Here is a 17,565-nt window from a genome sequence, read left to right on the forward strand (position 1 = left end):
TCTGGCTGATCTGGAAGCCACCCGTCCTTACAATCCCCACCGGAGTCGTCTTATGTCCTTGTTGTTCCGCCGTGCGTCGCTTGCCAGCCTTGGCTTGGCCTTCGGCTTGTCGGCCCTTTCGCTGTCGCCGCTGATGGCGCAGCAAACCGCTCCCGCTCCGGCGGATGCACCGGCCGCGGCACCGGTCGATCCGAATACGGTTATCGCCACGGTCAACGGCCAGCCCTTGACCGAGGCCGACCTGGTGCTTGCCGAAGGCGAGCTGTCGCAGCAGTTTGCCCAGCTGCCGCCCGAGCAGCGCCGCGCCGCCGCTCTTTCGGCCGCCATCGAAATCCGCGTCATGGCCGCCCAGGCGGTCACGACTGGGCTCGACAAGGATCCCGACTTCCAGCGCCGCATGGCCTTCCTGCAGCAGCGTGCGCTGCATGGCGAGATGGTCGAGAAGGGCGTCGTCAACAAGGTCACCGACGCCGAGGTTCGCGCCCGCTACGACCAGGAAATCGCCAACACGCCGCCCACCAACGAGGTGCATGCCCGCCACATCCTCGTCAAGACCAAGGAAGAGGCCGAGGCCATCATCAAGCAGCTCGACGGCGGCGCCGATTTCCAGAAGCTCGCCAACGAGCACACCAGCGATCCTTCAGGCAAGACCAGCGGCGGCGATCTCGGCTGGTTCGGACCCGGCCAGATGGTGCCGGAGTTCGACAAGGCGGCCTTCGCGCTCGAGATCGGCAAATACACCGAGCAGCCGGTGCAGTCGCAGTTCGGCTGGCATGTCATCAAGCTCGAGGACAAGCGCACCAAGCAGCCGCCGGCCTTCGACGACGTCAAGGACCAGGCCAAGCAGGCGGTCATCCGCGACAAATATTTCGCGCTGGTCAAGTCGCTGCGCGCCGGCGCCAAGGTCGAGATTCCCGACGCGAAACTGAAGCAGGCGGTCGATACGCTGGAAAGCGCCAAGTAAGCCTGAAGAGAGTTTTTTGAAGAGGGGCGCGGCAGCCAAGGGTTGCCGCGCCCTTTTTTCGTCCAGCATCGGCCGATTTTACCTTCCGGGCGCCGCTATGCCTCGCATGATGTAACCGACTGCCTTGCGTATGGTCGCCTCGTCCTCGTCGAGCCGGTTGGTCAACAGATGCTTCCAGGCGAAGGAGGCGATCAGGTCGGCGACAACAGCCGGATCGATTTCGGCCGGGATTTCGCCCCTTGCCTTGGCGCGTTCGACGATCTGGCCGGTATGGGATCGTCGGCCCAGCGCATAGTCGTTGAGCGCCGCCGCCGCCGTGTCATCCGACTGAGCCTCGGCGATCAGCGACCTGAACACGCTGCCCGACGATGTCTCGCGCCAGTGGGCGAACAGGTTGTTCAGGAAGCCGACGAGATCCGCCTCCAGCCGCCCGGTATCGGGAACGTCGACGCGTTTCTGGCGCTGGTAGACCTCGAGCAGCAATGCCGCCTTGCTCGGCCACCAGCGATAGATGGTGGGTTTGCCGGCGCGAGCCCGCCGCGCCACCGCCTCGATCGAGAAACCGGCGTAGCCGGCCTCGACCAGCACGGCCTCGGCGGCGTCGAGAATGGCATCGGCGCTGTCGGGGTTGCGCCGCGCACCGATCGATCTGCGCGCCGGATCGGCGTCCTCGGCCATTTCTGTCGTCCTCGCCACCAAGTTTGCCGGCAGCATAGGTGACCCGGCCCTCAAACGAAACGCCGCGTTTTCAAACTTCTGGACGGCGGTGATGGTCGCGGTAGGCAATGAACCCGCGATAACTTTGTCCCTTGGAGCCCTTACGTGTTGGGTGGAGAAGCCCCTAACGCAAAAAACCCGCCTGTGCGGCGGGTCACTGGCGCAAATCAGCACCATGGCTGAATATCTAGCATAGCTGCCCTCATAGGTCAAGGAAAAAATTCCTATCGGCATGATGGGGAGAACTCGGCGATGCTGCGTTCGAGTTCGCGCCTGCCGAGGTCATTGCCCTCGATGACCTCATAACGCCATAGCTCCCGGCGACGCCAACAGATTTGAAATGCAAGCTTAATCCCGAGTTGGCCCGTCCTGCAAAGCGATGACAACGCCCTTGCGCCCGCGCGGCGTATCGGGCAAACCGGCCTTCCCTTGCGATTTTTGCCGCCCGAGGTCTGCATGTCCACGACGATTTCGCCGCTTGCGCCGAAGAAATACCCCAAGATGCCGGAGATCGAGGGGGTGCGCATCGCCACCGCCGAGGCGGGGATAAAGTACAAGAACCGCACCGATCTGCTGACCATGGTTTTCGATGAAGGCACCGCGGTCGCCGGCGTGTTCACGAAATCGAAGTGCCCCTCGGCGCCGGTCGATTTCTGCCGGCAGAACCTCGGACCCGGCAAGGCGCGGGTGCTCGTCGTCAATTCCGGCAACGCCAACGCCTTCACCGGCAAGAAAGGCCGCGAATCGACCGCATTGACGGGCGAGGCGGCGGCCAAGGCGGCGGGCTGCAAGGCAAGCGAGGTTTTCCTGGCGTCGACCGGCGTCATCGGCGAGCCGCTCGACACCAGCAAATTCAGCCATCTGCTCGCGGGGCTGGTCAGCAACGGCAAGCCCGACCTGTGGACCGAAGCGGCCAAGGCGATCATGACCACGGATACCTATCCGAAAGTGGCGACCGCGACGGTCCAGCTCGGCGACACCAGCGTCACCATCAACGGCATCTCCAAGGGCGCCGGCATGATCGCGCCCGACATGGCAACGATGCTCTCCTTCATCGCCACCGACGCGCCGATCGCCGCCCCTGTTTTGCAAGACCTTTTGTCGCGCGGCACGGCCAAGACCTTCAACGCGGTCACCGTCGACAGCGACACGTCGACCAGCGACACGTTGCTGATCTTCGCTACCGGCAAGGCTGCCAAGCGCGGCGCGCCTGCTATAACCGATCCCAAGGATGCCCGCCTTGGAGCGTTCCGCCGGGCGCTCGGCAAGGTGCTGAAGTCGCTGGCGCTGCAAGTGGTGCGCGACGGCGAGGGCGCACGCAAGCAGGTCGAAGTCACCGTCACCGGCGCCAAATCGGCGCGCTCGGCCAAGCGCATCGCGCTGTCGATCGCCAATTCGCCGCTGGTCAAGACGGCGGTCGCCGGCGAGGACGCCAATTGGGGCCGCGTCGTCATGGCCGTCGGCAAGGCCGGCGAGCCCGCCGATCGCGACCGGCTGTCGATCTGGTTCGGCGACAACAGGCTGGCGCATGAAGGCGAGCGCGATCCCTCCTATTCCGAGCAGGCGATTTCGGCCTACATGAAGCGCGACGATATCCGCATCCGCGCCGATATCGGCATCGGCCGCGGCAAGGCGACGGTGTGGACCTGCGATCTCACCAAGGAATATGTCGCCATCAATGGCGATTATCGGAGCTGATGGTTTTGGGCTCCAGGCATCCGGCAAGCATGCTCGCGATCGTACGCCGCTACGAGGCGGCCGGCTTTCGCGCCTGGCCCGCAGCGGCCGTACACTATGACGGCACCTGGGTAGTGCGGCTAACCGCCGGCCATCCGGCCAAACGGCTGAACTCGGTCAATCCGCTCGATCCCGGCGACACCCAGCACATTGCCGACCGTATCGGCCGGGCCAGCCGCCGTTTCGATGCCTATGGCAGGCCGCTGACGTTTCGCATGTCGCCGCTATCGGGTCCCGATCTCGCCAACCATCTCGACAAGGAAGGCTGGAGCCGGTTCGACGAGTCGCTGGTGATGCGGCTGCCGCTGGCCGACGCGCACCTCGACGCCGCCATGGACCAGATTCCGCTGAAGGACATCAGCCGCTTTATCGGCGCCTCGCTCAAGGTCAGCGGTTCCGATGTTTCGCTGCGGCCTGGGCTGTCGGAAATCATCGGGGCCATCCAGCCCGAGGCCGGCCTGTTCGCGCTCGAAGATGGAACCGAGTCGCTGGCAACGCTTATCTGCGTGCATGACGGCGATCTCGCCGGCCTGTTCGAGGTCGCCACCGACAAGTCGGCGCGCAACAAGGGCCACGGCCGCAACCTGATCCTGTCGGCGCTGAAATGGGCGCGATTGCGGGGCGCGCGGGAAGCCTGGCTGCAGGTCGAGGCCGGCAATGTGCCGGCGCTGGCGCTCTACCATTCGCTCGGCTTCGACGAAGTCTACCGCTACCATTACCGCCGGCCGCCTGGTCATGGGTGAAGTTGGTCATGGGTGAAGTTGGCCATGGGTGATGTGATGATCGCCGGCAAGCGCATGCTACTGGTCGCCGCCTGCGCGCTGGTCGATGCCGACGGCCGGGTGCTTTTGGCGCAGCGGCCAGAGGGCAAGCAACTTGCCGGGCTGTGGGAATTTCCCGGTGGCAAGGTCGAGCCCGGCGAGACGCCCGAACAATGCATCATTCGCGAACTGCACGAGGAAATCGGCGTCGAAACCGACATTCCGTGCCTGGCGCCGCTCACCTTCGCCAGCCATTCCTACGACGATTTCCACCTGTTGATGCCGCTTTTCATCTGCCGCCGCTTTCGCGGCATTGCCCAGCCGAGGGAAGGGCAGGCGCTGAAATGGGTGCGGCCGAAGCAGATGCGAGACTACCCGATGCCGCCGGCCGATGCGCCTCTGATCCCGTTCCTCATCGACCTTCTTTGAGCGCGCTCCCGTCCGATTGCCGATCGAGCCCTCGTATCAGCCAGCGTTAATGGAAGATTTATCTCATCGTGAAAAATTGAAGCATGGCCGTTTCACGGTCGCGCCGCCGATTTGCTGGGGAGCGATAGCATGAGCCTAGGCAGGGATTGGGACTCGATCCGGCCAGAGCGCGGCTTTCGCGCCGCCGACGCGGGCATGGGGATATTGCGCATCACGCTGCTGTTCGGTTCGGCTGCGGTGGCGCTGGCGCTGATCGCGACTTCTTTCCTCGACAACCAGACACGCCCGCTGTCTGCCCGCGACGGTCTTGCCGGGCTCGACATGACGGCCACCGGCTCACTGAGTCATCGCGAAACCTATACGCTGCGCCGCAGTGTGCTGCAGCCGCAGCCCGGTTCGGTCTGCATCATCAGGTCCAATGGCAGAAGCAGCGGCGATTGCTGACATGGTTAAGCCTTTTCGCAAACGCGGCTGTTTCACCGCCTGTTAAGCCTTTGCCGTTAACCTTTCTTAACAGATCACCGGTAAGGTCCGGGCCAGAGGGGTTCAGGCCATGAAAGCAGTGCTGCTGCGTTTTCTGAAAGACGAGACGGGCGCCACGGCCGTCGAATATGGCGTGATCATCGCGGTGCTGTCGCTGGCCATCGTCGGCGGCATCGGTCAGGTCCGCGACGGGATCATCTGGCTGTTCAGCGACAACAGCAGCAGGCTTGCGAACGCTTTCGCACCCACACCCTGATCCAATTCTTCCGCGATTGCGGGCAGGATCATTGCCCGTCCGGCGCCTCCAGGATCGCCTTCAGCGAAACCTTGCCCGAACCTGGCTTCAGCGGTTTTTGCTGCGATGCGTCGGGCGCCCAGCCGGACATCCACACAATCGAGAAACTGGCCCTCACGCGGCCATCGGGGTCGGAAAACCGCTCGGCGTAGATTTCCGCCGCGCGGGCAAACAGCGCGCGCGAACCCGGCCGCCGGCTGCGATCGGTGAGCGCATTGGTCTCGCCCATGGCCCGCAAATCCGCCATCAGGTTGAACAGGCTGGCGTAGCGCACCGTCACCGTCTCGACATCGGCGACCGGCAGAGCAAGGCCGGCGCGCTGCAGAAGCGCACCGGCCTCGCGCACGTCGGTGAACGGGATCACACGCGGGCTGGCGCCGCCATAAAGCTCGGTCTCCGCCGCAAGCAGGCTTTCGCGTAACTCGAAAAGCGTGCCGGCGCCGGCAAAGGCGCCGAGGAAAAGCCCGTCCGGCCGCAACGCGCGGCGGATCTGGATCAGCATGCCGGGAATGTCGTTCATCGCCTGCAGCGACAAAAGCGAGACCGCCAGATCGAGGCTCTCCGCCTCGAACGGCACGGTTTCGAGCGGTGCGATCATGCCGGCGCCGCCACCGTCCAGGAACGCCATGTCCGTCTCGACGCGGACAATGTCGGCGACCTTGCCGCTTTCGGCGAGCATTTCGGTTGCAGCCGGTGTCTGGCAGAACAGCACGGCGGCCTTGCCGAACCGGCGCTCGACGGCACCAAGGCGGTCGGCAAGGTCCTCTGCGGTGCGGCGCATGAGGAAGTCCGCGCCGTCGACCGGATGGGCAAGCGCGCGCCGCTTGTGCGCCAGCCACAGAGAGGTATCCATTATCGGCTGCAACGGGCAGATCCTTGTTTGTCCACGCCTATAGATCGTTGATATAGTGATCGCAGGACCAACCACGTGGCCGATCCGATGCCCAAGATCAAGTCCGTCGAGATCCGCAGCTTCGCCCGATCGGCTCTCGGCTGGCCGGCGCGCATCCTGTTTCCGCCGGTCTGCGCCGGTTGCCGGCGGCATGTCTCGCAGCCCGGCGTGCTGTGCGGCGCCTGCTGGCCGAAGCTCAGGCTGCTGGAGCGGCCATGGTGCCCGGTGATGGGCACGCCGTTCACCCACCATATGGGCGAGGGCTTTCTGTCCGCCGAGGCCATTGCCGATCCGCCGCCTTTCGAGCGGGCGCGGGCAGCGGTCGCCTATTCCGGCGTCGCCCGCCAGATGGTGCAGGGGCTGAAATACCAGGATCGCACCGATCTCGCGCCATGGATGGCACGCTGGATGGTGCGCGCCGGTGCCGATCTCATCGCGCAGGCGGATGTGGTGGTGCCGGTACCGCTGCACTGGCGGCGCTTTTTCAGGCGAAGGTTCAATCAGTCGGCGGAATTGGCAAGGGCGGTCTCGGTGCTCAGTCAATTGCCGTTCGCGCCCTCGGCGGTGCGGCGCGTAAAACTCACCCGGCAGCAGGTTGGGCTGGAGCGCAGCGAGCGCGAGGAGAATGTGCGGGCCGCCTTTCGCGTGCCCGCCGAGGCGGAAATCGAAATCGCCGGCCGCCGAGTGCTTTTGATCGACGATGTCTACACCACCGGCGCCACCGTGCGTTCCGCCACCAAGGCGCTCAAAAGGGGAGGTGCGGCCGCCGTCGACGTGCTGACCTTCGCGCGTGTGTTGCCGGGGGACTTCCGGGCGGACGAGTCCGTGACTATATAAGTCGGCAACGAACAGCGGAAATTCGTCATGGCCGAAGTCACCATCTACACCCGCATGATGTGCGGCTATTGCACGGCAGCCAAACGGCTGCTCGAACGCAAAGGCGTCGCCTTCACCGAGCACGATGCCTCTTTCTCGCCGGAACTGCGCCAGGAGATGATCTCCCGCGCCCGTGGCCGCTCGACCTTTCCGCAGATTTTCGTCGGCGACACGCATGTCGGCGGTTGCGACGACCTTCATGAGTTGGAAGCCGAAGGCCGGCTGGACAAACTGCTCGCCAACGGCGCGACGAATTGAGGAAGATGGCGATGGGTGTTTTCAGGGCCGCTGCAATCCAGATGCGTTCAGGCGAAAGCCCTGAGCGCAACGCGGTCGATCTCGAGCGGCTGGTGCGTGAGGCTGCTGGCCAAGGTGCGACTTACATCCAGACGCCGGAGATGACCGGCGCGCTGATCCGCGACAGGCAAGCCCGCGCCGCGTCCTTCACGTCGGAGGACAAGGATGTCGTCGTCGCGACCGCGCGCAGACTTGCCAAGGAGCTCGGCGTCTTCCTGCATATAGGCTCGACCGCCATCGCGCGCGCCGACGGCAAGCTCGCCAACCGGGCGCTGCTGTTTGGCCCGGATGGCGCCACGCTCGCCACCTACGACAAGATCCACATGTTCGACGTCGATCTCGACAATGGCGAGAGCTGGCGCGAATCCGCTGCCTATGAGCCGGGGACCGAGGCTGTCGTGGCCGAGATCGAGGGCGCGAAACTGGGCTTCGCGATCTGCTACGATTTGCGCTTCCCGCAATTGTTCCGCGCCGAGGCACTGGCTGGCGCCGACCTGCTTTCCGTACCTGCCGCCTTCACCCGCCAGACCGGTGAGGCGCACTGGCATGTGCTGCTCAGGGCACGCGCCATCGAGAACGGCGCCTATATCGTCGCCGCCGCGCAAGGCGGCTTGCATGAAGACGGCCGCGAGACCTATGGCCATTCGCTGGTCGTCGATCCGTGGGGCCGTATCATCGCGGAAGCCGCACATGATGAGCCGGCGGTGATCGTCGCCGAAATCGACCCGGCGCAGTCGCTTGCCGCGCGCAAGAAGATCCCCAATTTGAAAAATTCGCGGGATTTTGCCGTCAACGGCTCGGGCAAGGCGCCGCGTCTCAGGGGTGCAGCCTCTTGATCCGTTTTTCCCTGATCTGCGAGCATGAGCACGAATTCGAAGGCTGGTTTCGCAGCAACGAAGATTTCGACACCCAGAAGAAGCGCGGCTTTGTCGATTGCCCGACCTGCGGTTCGCACAAGGTGCAGAAGGCGCTGATGGCGCCGGCCGTCTCCACGGCGCGCAAGCAGGAAACGATCGCGCTCGCCATGGGCGAGGCGCAGAAGCAGGCTTTGGCGCAGCTGAAGGCGATGGCCGAGAAGGTGCGCGAGAATGCCGACTATGTCGGCGACAAATTCGCCGAGGAAGCCCGAAAAATCCATTTCGGCGAAAGCGACCCGCGCGGCATCTATGGCGAGGCGACGCTGGACGAGGCCAAGAGCCTGGCCGAGGACGGCGTCGAGTTCATGCCGATCCCGGTGTTCCCGGACGACCGCAACTGAGCGGCTAGCCGACGCTGCCGATCAGCTTTTCAAGCAGCCGAGAGAGCGTTTCCTTTTCTGCCTGCGTCAGGCTCGCCAGAATCTTGTGCTCGTTGGCGACATGGGCGGTAACTGCCTCGTCTATCAAAGCCAGCCCCTTTTCGGTCAACCGCACGACAATGCCGCGCCGATCGTTGGGGTGCGGACCGCGCAGAATCAATCCCGACGTTTCGAGCCGGTCGAGCCTATTGGTCATGGCGCCGGATGTTACCATCGTCGCTTCATAGAGGGCGGTCGGCGTCAGCGCGTAAGGCGAGCCAGAGCGGCGCAGCGTCGCCAGCACATCGAATTCCCCGGACTGCAATCCATAGCGGGCAAACAACGGACCGAGGTGCTCGCGGGCGATCAGCGAGGCGGCCTCGTTCAGCCGCCCGAGCACTGCCATGGGCGAGACATCCAGGTCGGGCCGTTCCCGCTTCCATTGCTCGATTGCCCTTGCTGCCCTGTCCAACTGTCTCACCATCATATATCTTGACGTTAAGAATCTTTCCATTATCTTACCGCAAGATGCAATGCCGGCCAAGGGCCGCTCGCAACAGGGTTCAATGATGAAATTTCTCTGGGATTCGGCGCTCGGCCTGCTGGTCGTCACCGGCGGTTTGCTCGGCCTGACGCTGCCGTTCGGCAAGCTCGCCACGGCTGCCGGTGTGCTGGCCATGGTCTGGGCCTTCGTCATCTCGCTTGGCGCCGGCGGCGTGCTGTTGTGCGCCCTGCTGCTACGTGGTCAGCGCGTCCGGCTCACGGCACACAAAGTGCGCTATTTCTTCGTCACCGCGGCGGTGTCCTACGCCGTTCCCAATCTCCTGATGTTCTCGGCCATTCCGCATCTTGGCGCCGGCTATACCGGCATCATGTTCACCCTGTCGCCGGTCATCACGCTGGTGTTCTCGATCCTGCTGCGTGTCCGGCGCCCGAACATGCTGGGGATTGTCGGCATTGCCGTCGGCTTTGTCGGCGCCGTCATGGTGGCGGTGACGCGCGGCGAGGCTGGCGAGCCGGCCGATCTGTTCTGGGTGGTGATGGGGCTGCTCATCCCGGTCAGCCTTGCCGCCGGCAACATCTACCGCACGGCCGACTGGCCCCAGGGCACCGGCCCCATCGAGCTTGCCGTCGGCAGCCATTTGGCATCGGCGGCGATACTGCTTGTCGGCATTCTGGCCCTGTTCGGCGTCAAGGCCTTCGCTCCTCTGAGCGGCGTGCCGATGGTGGTCGTCGCCCAGGCTGCGTCGGCGTCGGCGATGTTCGCCTTCTTCTTTAGGCTGCAGGCGGTCGGCGGTCCGGTCTACCTCAGCCAGATCGGCTATGTGGCGGCGGCCGTCGGCTTGTTTGCCGGCACGATCTTCCTCGGCGAGCAGTATCAGCTGCTGACCTGGGCGGGTGCGGTCATCATCACCGCCGGCGTTTTCATCACCACCAGTGCCCAAAATCAGATCAGCACGAAGGCGCAAAGCCAGGCGGCGTGAGCGCCTTCGCGCCTCAGCCGGCGCCGGTTTCGCTGTCTTCGCCACCGGTTGTCGGCCGAGCGGCCCAAGGCGATCTATTGGCGCGGCGGCTATCGGCCGCTCGATTCGAATAGGGTCAGACCGAGCTTTTTTCCGCCAGCACCATGTAGTTGACGTCCATGTCCTTCGAGCGCGCCCAACGGTCGGCGAGCGGATTGTAGGTGACTCCGGTGCGGTCGATGACGGTGAGGCCAGCGCTGCCAAGTGCCTTCTCAAGCTCTTCCGGGCGCACCAGCTTGCCGAATTGGTGGGTGCCGCGCGGCAACCAGCGCAGCACGTATTCGGCGCCGATGATGGCCAGTCCGAGCGCCTTCAGCGTGCGGTTGATGGTGGCCACGAACATGATGCCGCCCGGCCGGACCATCTCGCCGCATTTGGCGACAAACAGGTCGATGTCGGCGACATGCTCGACCACTTCCATGTTGAGGATGACGTCGAATTTCTCACCGGCGTCGGCAAGGTCCTCGGCCGTCGTGGCGCGATAATCGACGCTGACATTGACCTCGGCCGCGTGCAGCTTCGCCACTTCGATGTTTGTTTCGGAGGCATCCGCGCCAACGACTTCGGCGCCAAGCCGCGCCATCGGCTCGCATAACAGGCCGCCGCCGCAGCCGATGTCGAGGATGCGCAGACCCTCGAAAGGCCTTGCAGCGCGTGGATCACGGCCAAAGCGCGTCGCTATCTGGTCGCGAATATAGGACAGCCGGACCGGATTGAATTTGTGCAGCGGACGGAACTTGCCGTTCGGGTTCCACCATTCGGCGGCAAGGGCGGAAAAGCGTTCCACCTCTCCGGCATCGATCGTCGATCGTCGGGGCTCTGGCATCGATTGGTCTCCTCGAACGTTAGGAAGTCGGGCGTGAGACCGCGAATGTCAAGGCAGCATTTTTCGATGCAGTCGAAGCGACAGGTTCTGTCAGCACATGTCACCTGTCGGGCACCTCATCGAAACACAATTGGCCCGTCGAGCGAAAAGAGGACAGGCTTTAGGTTCGAAGGAGACGACGATGAAACAGGAAATGGCTTCGATCCTCTGGCGCCGGCTAGACCTGGAGGGCCACGACGCCTGCCTGCTTTCGCCGACCGACGGCGGGCACAGCCTCGAGGGGCAGGCCATCTTCATCCAGGATGGCCAGCCGTGCTGCCTTGCCTACAAGCTGGATTGCGATGCCGGCTGGCGCACACGAGCGGCGCAGGTCGACGGCTTTCTCGGCACGCGCGAGCTGCATTATGCGATCGAACGCGGTTCGGATGGCCGCTGGATACTGAACGGCGAAGTCCAGCGGGATGTCGCCGGCCTCGTCGACGTCGACCTCGGGTTCACGCCGGCATCGAACCTGTTGGCGATCCGCCGGTTCGATCTCGGCATCGGCGAGGCGACGCCCGCCCCCGCCGCCTACGTGACCTTTCCGGAGCTCAAGCTGGCGCGCCTCGAACAGAGTTACCGCCGTCTCGATGAGGCTCGCTACGCCTACGTCGCGCCCATGTTCGGCTATGACGGGGTCCTTCAGGTTTCGCCGTGCGGGTTCGTAGTCGATTATCCCGGCCTGTGGGCAAGCTCGGCTGCATCAGGCTGAAGCGATCAAGGTCGTTCCGATGCGGCCTATTTCGTGTCCAGCACGTCGCGCAGTTTCGTCGCCAACTGCTCGATGGTGAAGGGCTTGGCCAGGAAATGTACGTCATGGTCGAGCACGCCATTGTGGACCACGGCATTCCTGGTGAAGCCGGTGGTGAAGATCACCTTCAGCCGCGGCATGCGCGCGACCGCCTCTTGCGCCAGCTTGCGGCCGTTCATCACGGGCATGACGATATCGGTGAACAGAAGCGCGATGCCGGGGTTTTCCGCCAGTTTCTGCAATGCTTCCTGGCCACTTGCGGCGTCGATGACGACGTAGCCGAGTTCGCGCAAGGCATCCGTGGTGGAGGCACGCACGCCGGCATCGTCCTCGACGACAAGGATCGTTTCGGTGACCGGTGCGGCGGGATTCTCGCCGCGCCCGCCCGACACGACAGGTCCCTGCGGGTCGAAGAATCGCGGCAAGTATATCTTGACCGTCGTGCCTTCGCCGGGTTCGGAATAGATCTTGACGTGACCACCCGACTGTTTGACGAAACCGAATACCTGGCTCAGTCCCAGGCCGGTGCCCTTGTTGACCGGCTTGGTGGTAAAAAAGGGCTCGAAGGCCCTGGCTATGATTTCGGGGGCCATGCCCGAACCGGTGTCGCTGACGGCGATCATCACATACTGGCCGGCCTCGACATCGGCATGGGCAGCGGCGTAGTTGTCGTCGAGATGGCTGTTGGCGGTTTCGATGGTCAGCTTGCCGCCATCGCCCATGGCGTCGCGTGCATTGACGGCTAGGTTGAGAATGGCGTTCTCGATCTGGCTCGGGTCGGCATGGATCTTCCACAAGCCGCCCGCCAGCACGGTTTCGATGCGGATGGCTTCGCCGAGTGCCCGCCGGATCAGGTCCGACATTCCGGTCAGCAGACGGTTGGTGTCGACGATCTGCGGCGCCAATGGCTGCTGACGCGAGAAGGCGAGCAGCCGGGCCGTCAGATTGGCGGCACGGGTCGCAGCGTCGACCGCCGCTTCGATGAATTTTTCGATGTCGTGTTCGCCGCGCGCGAGCTTGCGCTGGGCGAGGTTCATGGCGCTGATGATCACAGCCAGCATGTTGTTGAAATCGTGGGCGATACCGCCCGTCAGTTGGCCGACTGCCTCCATCTTCTGCATCTGGCGTATCTGGGATTCGGCCTTTTCGCGCGTCTGTATCTCATGGCCGAGCGCGATGTTCTTGCGCATCAGTTCTTCCTGGACGACGACCACGTCGTGAAAGCGGCGACGCGATTGCCTGATCGTGTAGGCGGCAAGCAGGAAGATCGCCAGCAGCGCCGCCAGCGAACCGATGCGCAGCCAGGCCTCGACCTGGTCGGTATGAATGTCGCGCGCAGCGAGGGCGGCGGCGCTGATGCGTCGGATCGCATCCATGCTTGTCCGGATTTCGTCCATGGCGGCCTTGCCCTGGCCGCTGCGGACCAGATCCAGCGCCTTTGTCGCATTGCCTTGGTCATACAGCGCAATCGTCTCGGCCATTTCGGCCTGCTTTTGCGAAAGCGCCTCCTTGATGTGGTTGATTTGCTGGACGACCTGGTCGTCGGGGGCGGTCATGCCTTCGATATGCGCAAGTCGCTCGGGAATTGCGCCGACGGCTTGCCGATAGGGTTCGAGATAGGATTTCTCGCCGGTCAGCAGATAGCCGCGCTGACCGCCCTCCGCGTCTTGCGCCAGCGAAAGCAGGCCCGAAAGCAATTCCTGATACTCGATTGCTTCGCGCGCGGCGGCGCGATTGGCCCTCTGGCCCTCGACCAGCATGGCACGGCTACCGACGATCAGCGCCAACACCGCGAAGCCGATGATGAGCGGGAGCGATTGCCACCGCATGGCACGCCGAAGACGAGTAATCATCTGCAATGCTGAACCAAAAGGAGTTCCCCCTGGGCGGTATTTCGTAAGCGGCAGCGGGGCGGAACGCAATATGTCGTCTTCTTGAAGGCGGCAATCCGCCGCCAGCCTTGCGAAACCTTCATCATTTGGCTAAGGAGGCCGCGCATTCAGCGGCCGGCGTCAGCCGGCCTTCCACTTTTTGGGATTCCCGCTTTTTTTGGCTGGATCCGGCTTCAGTCAAAGGCATTTCGCTTCCATGGCGCGCATCGTGATGAAATTCGGCGGAACCTCCGTCGCCGACATCGCCCGCATCCGCAACGTGGCGCGTCATGTCAAACGCGAGGTCGACGCCGGCCATGAGGTGGCGGTGGTCGTTTCGGCGATGTCCGGCAAGACCAACGAACTGGTCGGCTGGACGCGCGAGGCCTCGCCGATGCACGACGCACGCGAATATGACGCGGTCGTCGCTTCAGGCGAACAGATCACGGCCGGCCTTCTGGCAATCACCTTGCAGAACATGGGCGTGCATGCACGTTCGTGGCAGGGCTGGCAGATCCCGATCAAGACCGACAATGCGCATGGTGCGGCGCGCATCCTCGACATCGATGGTGCGTTCCTGATCAAACGCTTCGGCGAGGGCCAGGTGGCGGTGATCGCCGGATTCCAGGGCATCGGTCCAGACAATCGCATCTCCACGCTTGGCCGCGGCGGCTCCGACACCAGCGCGGTCGCCATCGCGGCGGCGGTCAAGGCCGATCGTTGCGACATCTACACCGATGTCGACGGGGTCTACACCACCGACCCGCGCATCGAGCCCAAGGCGCGGCGTCTGGCCAAGATATCGTTCGAGGAAATGCTTGAAATGGCCTCGCTCGGTGCCAAGGTTCTACAGGTGCGTTCGGTCGAGCTTGCCATGGTGCACAAGGTGCGTACCTTCGTGAGGTCGTCCTTCGACGATCCCAATGCGCCCGGAATGGGGGATTTGCTCAATCCGCCCGGAACGCTCATTTGCGACGAGGAAGAGATCGTGGAACAACAGGTCGTCACCGGAATTGCCTATGCCAAGGACGAGGCGCAGATTTCGCTGCGCCGGGTCGGCGATCGGCCGGGCGTTGCCGCCGGCATCTTCGGGCCGCTGGCCGAGGCCAACATCAATGTCGACATGATCGTTCAGAACATATCCGAGGACGGAAAGTCTACCGACATGACATTCACCGTGCCGTCGGGCGATGTCGACAAGGCGCTGGCCGTGCTGGAGCGCCTCAAGGCGCCGATCGGCTACGATGTCGTGCAGTCGGAAGCCGGCATGTCGAAAGTTTCCGTCATCGGTATCGGCATGAGGAGCCATGCCGGCGTCGCCGCCACCGCTTTCAAGGCGCTGGCCGACAAGTCGATCAACATCCGTGCCATCACGACTTCGGAGATCAAGATTTCGATCCTGATCGACGGTCCGTACACCGAACTTGCGGTTCGCACTTTGCATTCCGTCTACGGTCTGGATAAGCAGTAGCGAGAACGATTTGAGTTGTTGCGTGTGCGCCGGTCGCAGTGGAAACTGTGGCGGGCAGAAAGCCCATTGGAGAACAAGCCGCGATGCGTGATCAGGCCAGTGGCCCGCGCGTTTTGCTGAAACGGCTCCGCGAGCTCATGCAGGAGCCGCTGGAGCCGCAGGAGCGGCTTGACCGGATCGTGCGCGACATCGCCTCCAATATGGTCGCCGAAGTCTGCTCGCTCTATGTGCTGCGCTCCGATTCGGTGCTCGAACTCTACGCCACCGAGGGTTTGAACCCGAACGCCGTCCATCTGGCGCAGTTGCGATTGGGGCAAGGCCTGGTCGGCACGATCGCGGCCAGCGCGCGGCCGCTTAATCTCTCGAATGCGCAGGAACACCCGGCCTTCGCCTATCTGCCGGAGACTGGGGAAGAGATCTACAACTCCTTCCTCGGCGTGCCGGTGCTGCGGGCAGGGCGCACATTGGGCGTGCTTGTGGTGCAGAACAAGACCATGCGTCACTATCGCGACGATGAGGTCGAGGCGCTGGAAACCACCGCCATGGTGATCGCCGAGATGATCGCCACCGGCGATCTGGCGCGGCTGACCAGGCCAGGCCTGGAACTCGATCTGCGCCGCCCGGTCAGCTTCACCGGCCTGTCCTTCAATGACGGCGTCGGGCTTGGCCATGTCGTGCTGCACGAGCCGCGCATCGTCGTCACCAATTTGTTCAACGAGGACAGCGAGGAAGAGGTCCGCCGGCTCGAAACCTCGCTCGGCTCGCTCAGGCTGTCCATCGACGACATGCTGGAACGCCGCGATGTTGCCTTCGAGGGCGAGCATCGCCAGGTTCTGGAAGCCTATCGCATGTTCGCCAACGACCGCGGCTGGGTGCGGCGGCTAGAGGAGGCGATCCGCAACGGCCTGACGGCCGAGGCTGCCGTGGAAAAGGTGCAGAGCGACATGCGCGCCCGCATGCTGCACATGACCGATCCGTATCTGCGCGAACGGATGAGCGACTTCGACGACCTCGCCAACCGGCTGCTGCGCCAGCTGATGGGACGTGGGCCGGAGGATGTCGCCGCATCGCTTCCGAAGGACGCCATCATCGTTGCCCGTTCGATGGGGGCCGCCGAACTGCTCGATTATCCCCGGGACAAGATGCGCGGGCTGGTGCTCGAGGACGGTGCCGCGACCAGCCACGTCGTCATCGTCGCGCGAGCCATGGGCATCCCTGTCGCCGGCCAGATGAAGGGCGCCGTTTCCATGGCGGAAAACGGCGACGCCATCATTGTCGATGGCGAAGAGGGCGTGATCCATTTGCGGCCGCAGGCCGATCTCGAAGCCGCCTATGCCGAAAAGGTGCGTTTCCGGGCGCGCCGGCAAGAGGTCTATCGCGAGCTGCGCAAGAAGCCGTCGACTACTAAGGACGGCGTCCAGGTCGACCTGCTGATGAACGCCGGTCTTGCGGTCGACCTGCCGCAGCTCGCCGAGGCGGGTGCGGCCGGCATCGGCCTGTTTCGCACCGAATTGCAATTCATGGTCGCCTCGACATTTCCCCGAGCCGAGGCCCAGGAAAAGCTTTACCGCGACGTGCTCGAGGCAGCGCGCGGCAAGCCGGTTACCTTCCGCACCATCGATATTGGCGGCGACAAGGTGCTGCCCTACTTCAAGGGCTCTATCCAGGAGGAGAATCCGGCGCTCGGCTGGCGGGCGATCCGCCTGACGCTGGACCGGCCGGGCTTGCTGCGCACCCAGATCCGCGCCTTGCTCAAGGCCAGCGGCGGGCGCGAGTTGAAGCTGATGCTGCCGATGGTGACCGAACTCGGCGAGATCGCCCAGGCCCGCGAGATCATCGATCGCGAGGTGCGGCATCTGTCGCGTTTTGCCCATCATTTGCCGACCAGCCTCAAGCTGGGCGCGATGCTGGAAGTGCCGTCGCTTTTGTTCCAGCTCGATGAATTGATGAAGGCCGTCGATTTCGTCTCGGTCGGTTCGAACGACCTGTTCCAGTTCGTCATGGCCGTCGACCGCGGCAACACGCAATTGGCCAACCGCTTCGACACGCTGTCGGCGCCGTTCCTGCGGGTGCTCAAGCAGATCGCCGATGCCGGCGTCCGCAACCACACGCCGGTGACCCTGTGCGGCGAACTTGCCGGAAAACCTATCTCGGCGATGGCGTTGATCGGGCTCGGCTTCCGCTCCATCTCGATGTCACCGGCCTCGATCGGCCCGGTCAAGGCGATGCTGACGGAACTGCCGCTGGATGAGTTGGAGGCGTTCTTCGACGACAATCTGATGGCGCCGGCGCAGGGGTTGCCGATGCGGGCGCTGCTGCAGGCCTTTGCCGACGACCGTTCGATTCCATTGTAGCGT

General features: G+C 63.9%; 19 protein-coding genes. 14 read left to right on the top strand and 5 right to left on the bottom strand.

Features of this window, described 5'->3' with window-relative positions; genetic code table 11:
• Window positions 1-52 precede the first annotated feature (52 nt).
• Entirely contained in the window at window positions 53-964 is a 912-nt protein-coding gene (locus NKI20_RS21265; protein ID WP_352833918.1) for a peptidylprolyl isomerase, read from the top strand.
• Window positions 965-1,042: 78 nt separating this feature from the next.
• Here the strand turns inward: NKI20_RS21265 and NKI20_RS21270 are convergent, their stop codons facing one another.
• The gene (locus NKI20_RS21270) at window positions 1,043-1,642 is read right to left on the bottom strand and encodes a TetR/AcrR family transcriptional regulator (RefSeq protein WP_352833921.1); all 600 of its coding nucleotides are present in this window, start codon (window positions 1,640-1,642) and stop codon (window positions 1,043-1,045) included.
• A gap of 495 nt (window positions 1,643-2,137) precedes the next feature.
• Between NKI20_RS21270 and argJ the strand changes: the two genes are divergently transcribed.
• The 5 genes from argJ (at window position 2,138) to NKI20_RS21295 (ending at window position 5,347) form a co-directional block, all read left to right on the top strand.
• Window positions 2,138-3,379: a bifunctional glutamate N-acetyltransferase/amino-acid acetyltransferase ArgJ gene (gene argJ, locus NKI20_RS21275; protein WP_352833923.1), complete on the top strand. Its 1,242-nt coding sequence runs from the start codon at window positions 2,138-2,140 to the stop codon at window positions 3,377-3,379.
• Between the two features lie 29 nt (window positions 3,380-3,408).
• Window positions 3,409-4,161 carry a GNAT family N-acetyltransferase gene (locus tag NKI20_RS21280; RefSeq protein ID WP_352833926.1) on the top strand — a complete coding sequence of 251 codons (753 nt, stop codon included), beginning with the start codon at window positions 3,409-3,411 and terminating at the stop codon, window positions 4,159-4,161.
• Window positions 4,162-4,185: 24 nt separating this feature from the next.
• Window positions 4,186-4,608: a (deoxy)nucleoside triphosphate pyrophosphohydrolase gene (locus NKI20_RS21285; protein WP_352833929.1), complete on the top strand. Its 423-nt coding sequence runs from the start codon at window positions 4,186-4,188 to the stop codon at window positions 4,606-4,608.
• 129 nt (window positions 4,609-4,737) lie between these two features.
• Complete coding sequence (locus NKI20_RS21290) at window positions 4,738-5,052, top strand: hypothetical protein (protein ID WP_352833932.1); 315 nt, start codon at window positions 4,738-4,740, stop codon at window positions 5,050-5,052.
• Window positions 5,053-5,161: 109 nt separating this feature from the next.
• Window positions 5,162-5,347: a Flp family type IVb pilin gene (locus NKI20_RS21295; protein WP_023757189.1), complete on the top strand. Its 186-nt coding sequence runs from the start codon at window positions 5,162-5,164 to the stop codon at window positions 5,345-5,347.
• A 28-nt stretch (window positions 5,348-5,375) separates the two neighbouring features.
• On the opposite strand, the gene NKI20_RS21300 is transcribed toward NKI20_RS21295, so the two are convergent.
• Entirely contained in the window at window positions 5,376-6,251 is an 876-nt protein-coding gene (locus NKI20_RS21300; RefSeq protein ID WP_352833936.1) for a methyltransferase domain-containing protein, read from the bottom strand.
• A gap of 63 nt (window positions 6,252-6,314) precedes the next feature.
• Between NKI20_RS21300 and NKI20_RS21305 the strand changes: the two genes are divergently transcribed.
• Genes NKI20_RS21305 through NKI20_RS21320 form a run of 4 tightly spaced genes read left to right on the top strand, consistent with a single transcriptional unit; the run spans window position 6,315 to window position 8,709 of the window.
• A complete protein-coding gene (locus NKI20_RS21305) occupies window positions 6,315-7,115 on the top strand; it encodes a ComF family protein (RefSeq protein ID WP_352727979.1) in 801 nt (266 codons plus the stop codon).
• A gap of 27 nt (window positions 7,116-7,142) precedes the next feature.
• A complete protein-coding gene (grxC, locus tag NKI20_RS21310) occupies window positions 7,143-7,412 on the top strand; it encodes a glutaredoxin 3 (protein WP_023757186.1) in 270 nt (89 codons plus the stop codon).
• Window positions 7,413-7,423: 11 nt separating this feature from the next.
• Window positions 7,424-8,287, top strand: a complete 864-nt coding sequence (locus tag NKI20_RS21315; protein ID WP_352833940.1) for a carbon-nitrogen hydrolase family protein — start codon at window positions 7,424-7,426, stop codon at window positions 8,285-8,287.
• Window positions 8,284-8,709 (top strand): DUF1178 family protein, encoded by a 426-nt coding sequence (locus NKI20_RS21320; protein WP_023757184.1) that lies wholly within the window; start codon window positions 8,284-8,286, stop codon window positions 8,707-8,709. The genes NKI20_RS21315 and NKI20_RS21320 overlap by 4 nt, the downstream gene beginning before the upstream one ends.
• Window positions 8,710-8,713: 4 nt before the next feature.
• Here the strand turns inward: NKI20_RS21320 and NKI20_RS21325 are convergent, their stop codons facing one another.
• The gene (locus NKI20_RS21325; RefSeq protein WP_352833943.1) at window positions 8,714-9,199 is read right to left on the bottom strand and encodes a MarR family winged helix-turn-helix transcriptional regulator; all 486 of its coding nucleotides are present in this window, start codon (window positions 9,197-9,199) and stop codon (window positions 8,714-8,716) included.
• Window positions 9,200-9,296: 97 nt separating this feature from the next.
• Here NKI20_RS21325 and NKI20_RS21330 point away from each other — a divergent pair, with 97 nt between their 5' ends.
• Complete coding sequence (locus NKI20_RS21330; RefSeq protein WP_352833976.1) at window positions 9,297-10,211, top strand: DMT family transporter; 915 nt, start codon at window positions 9,297-9,299, stop codon at window positions 10,209-10,211.
• A 115-nt stretch (window positions 10,212-10,326) separates the two neighbouring features.
• Here NKI20_RS21330 and ubiG read toward each other — a convergent pair whose 3' ends face one another.
• Window positions 10,327-11,076, bottom strand: a complete 750-nt coding sequence (gene ubiG, locus NKI20_RS21335) for a bifunctional 2-polyprenyl-6-hydroxyphenol methylase/3-demethylubiquinol 3-O-methyltransferase UbiG (RefSeq protein ID WP_023757181.1) — start codon at window positions 11,074-11,076, stop codon at window positions 10,327-10,329.
• A 181-nt stretch (window positions 11,077-11,257) separates the two neighbouring features.
• Here ubiG and NKI20_RS21340 point away from each other — a divergent pair, with 181 nt between their 5' ends.
• Window positions 11,258-11,827: a putative glycolipid-binding domain-containing protein gene (locus tag NKI20_RS21340; protein ID WP_352833947.1), complete on the top strand. Its 570-nt coding sequence runs from the start codon at window positions 11,258-11,260 to the stop codon at window positions 11,825-11,827.
• 26 nt (window positions 11,828-11,853) lie between these two features.
• On the opposite strand, the gene NKI20_RS21345 is transcribed toward NKI20_RS21340, so the two are convergent.
• Complete coding sequence (locus NKI20_RS21345) at window positions 11,854-13,695, bottom strand: CHASE3 domain-containing protein (RefSeq protein ID WP_352833979.1); 1,842 nt, start codon at window positions 13,693-13,695, stop codon at window positions 11,854-11,856.
• Window positions 13,696-13,954: 259 nt separating this feature from the next.
• Between NKI20_RS21345 and NKI20_RS21350 the strand changes: the two genes are divergently transcribed.
• Window positions 13,955-15,208, top strand: a complete 1,254-nt coding sequence (locus NKI20_RS21350; RefSeq protein WP_352833950.1) for an aspartate kinase — start codon at window positions 13,955-13,957, stop codon at window positions 15,206-15,208.
• Window positions 15,209-15,291: 83 nt separating this feature from the next.
• Entirely contained in the window at window positions 15,292-17,562 is a 2,271-nt protein-coding gene (gene ptsP / locus NKI20_RS21355) for a phosphoenolpyruvate--protein phosphotransferase (protein ID WP_023757177.1), read from the top strand.
• Window positions 17,563-17,565: the final 3 nt, after the last annotated feature.

It is taken from the genome of Mesorhizobium sp. M0830, assembly GCF_040319965.1.
Lineage (GTDB): Bacteria > Pseudomonadota > Alphaproteobacteria > Rhizobiales > Rhizobiaceae > Mesorhizobium.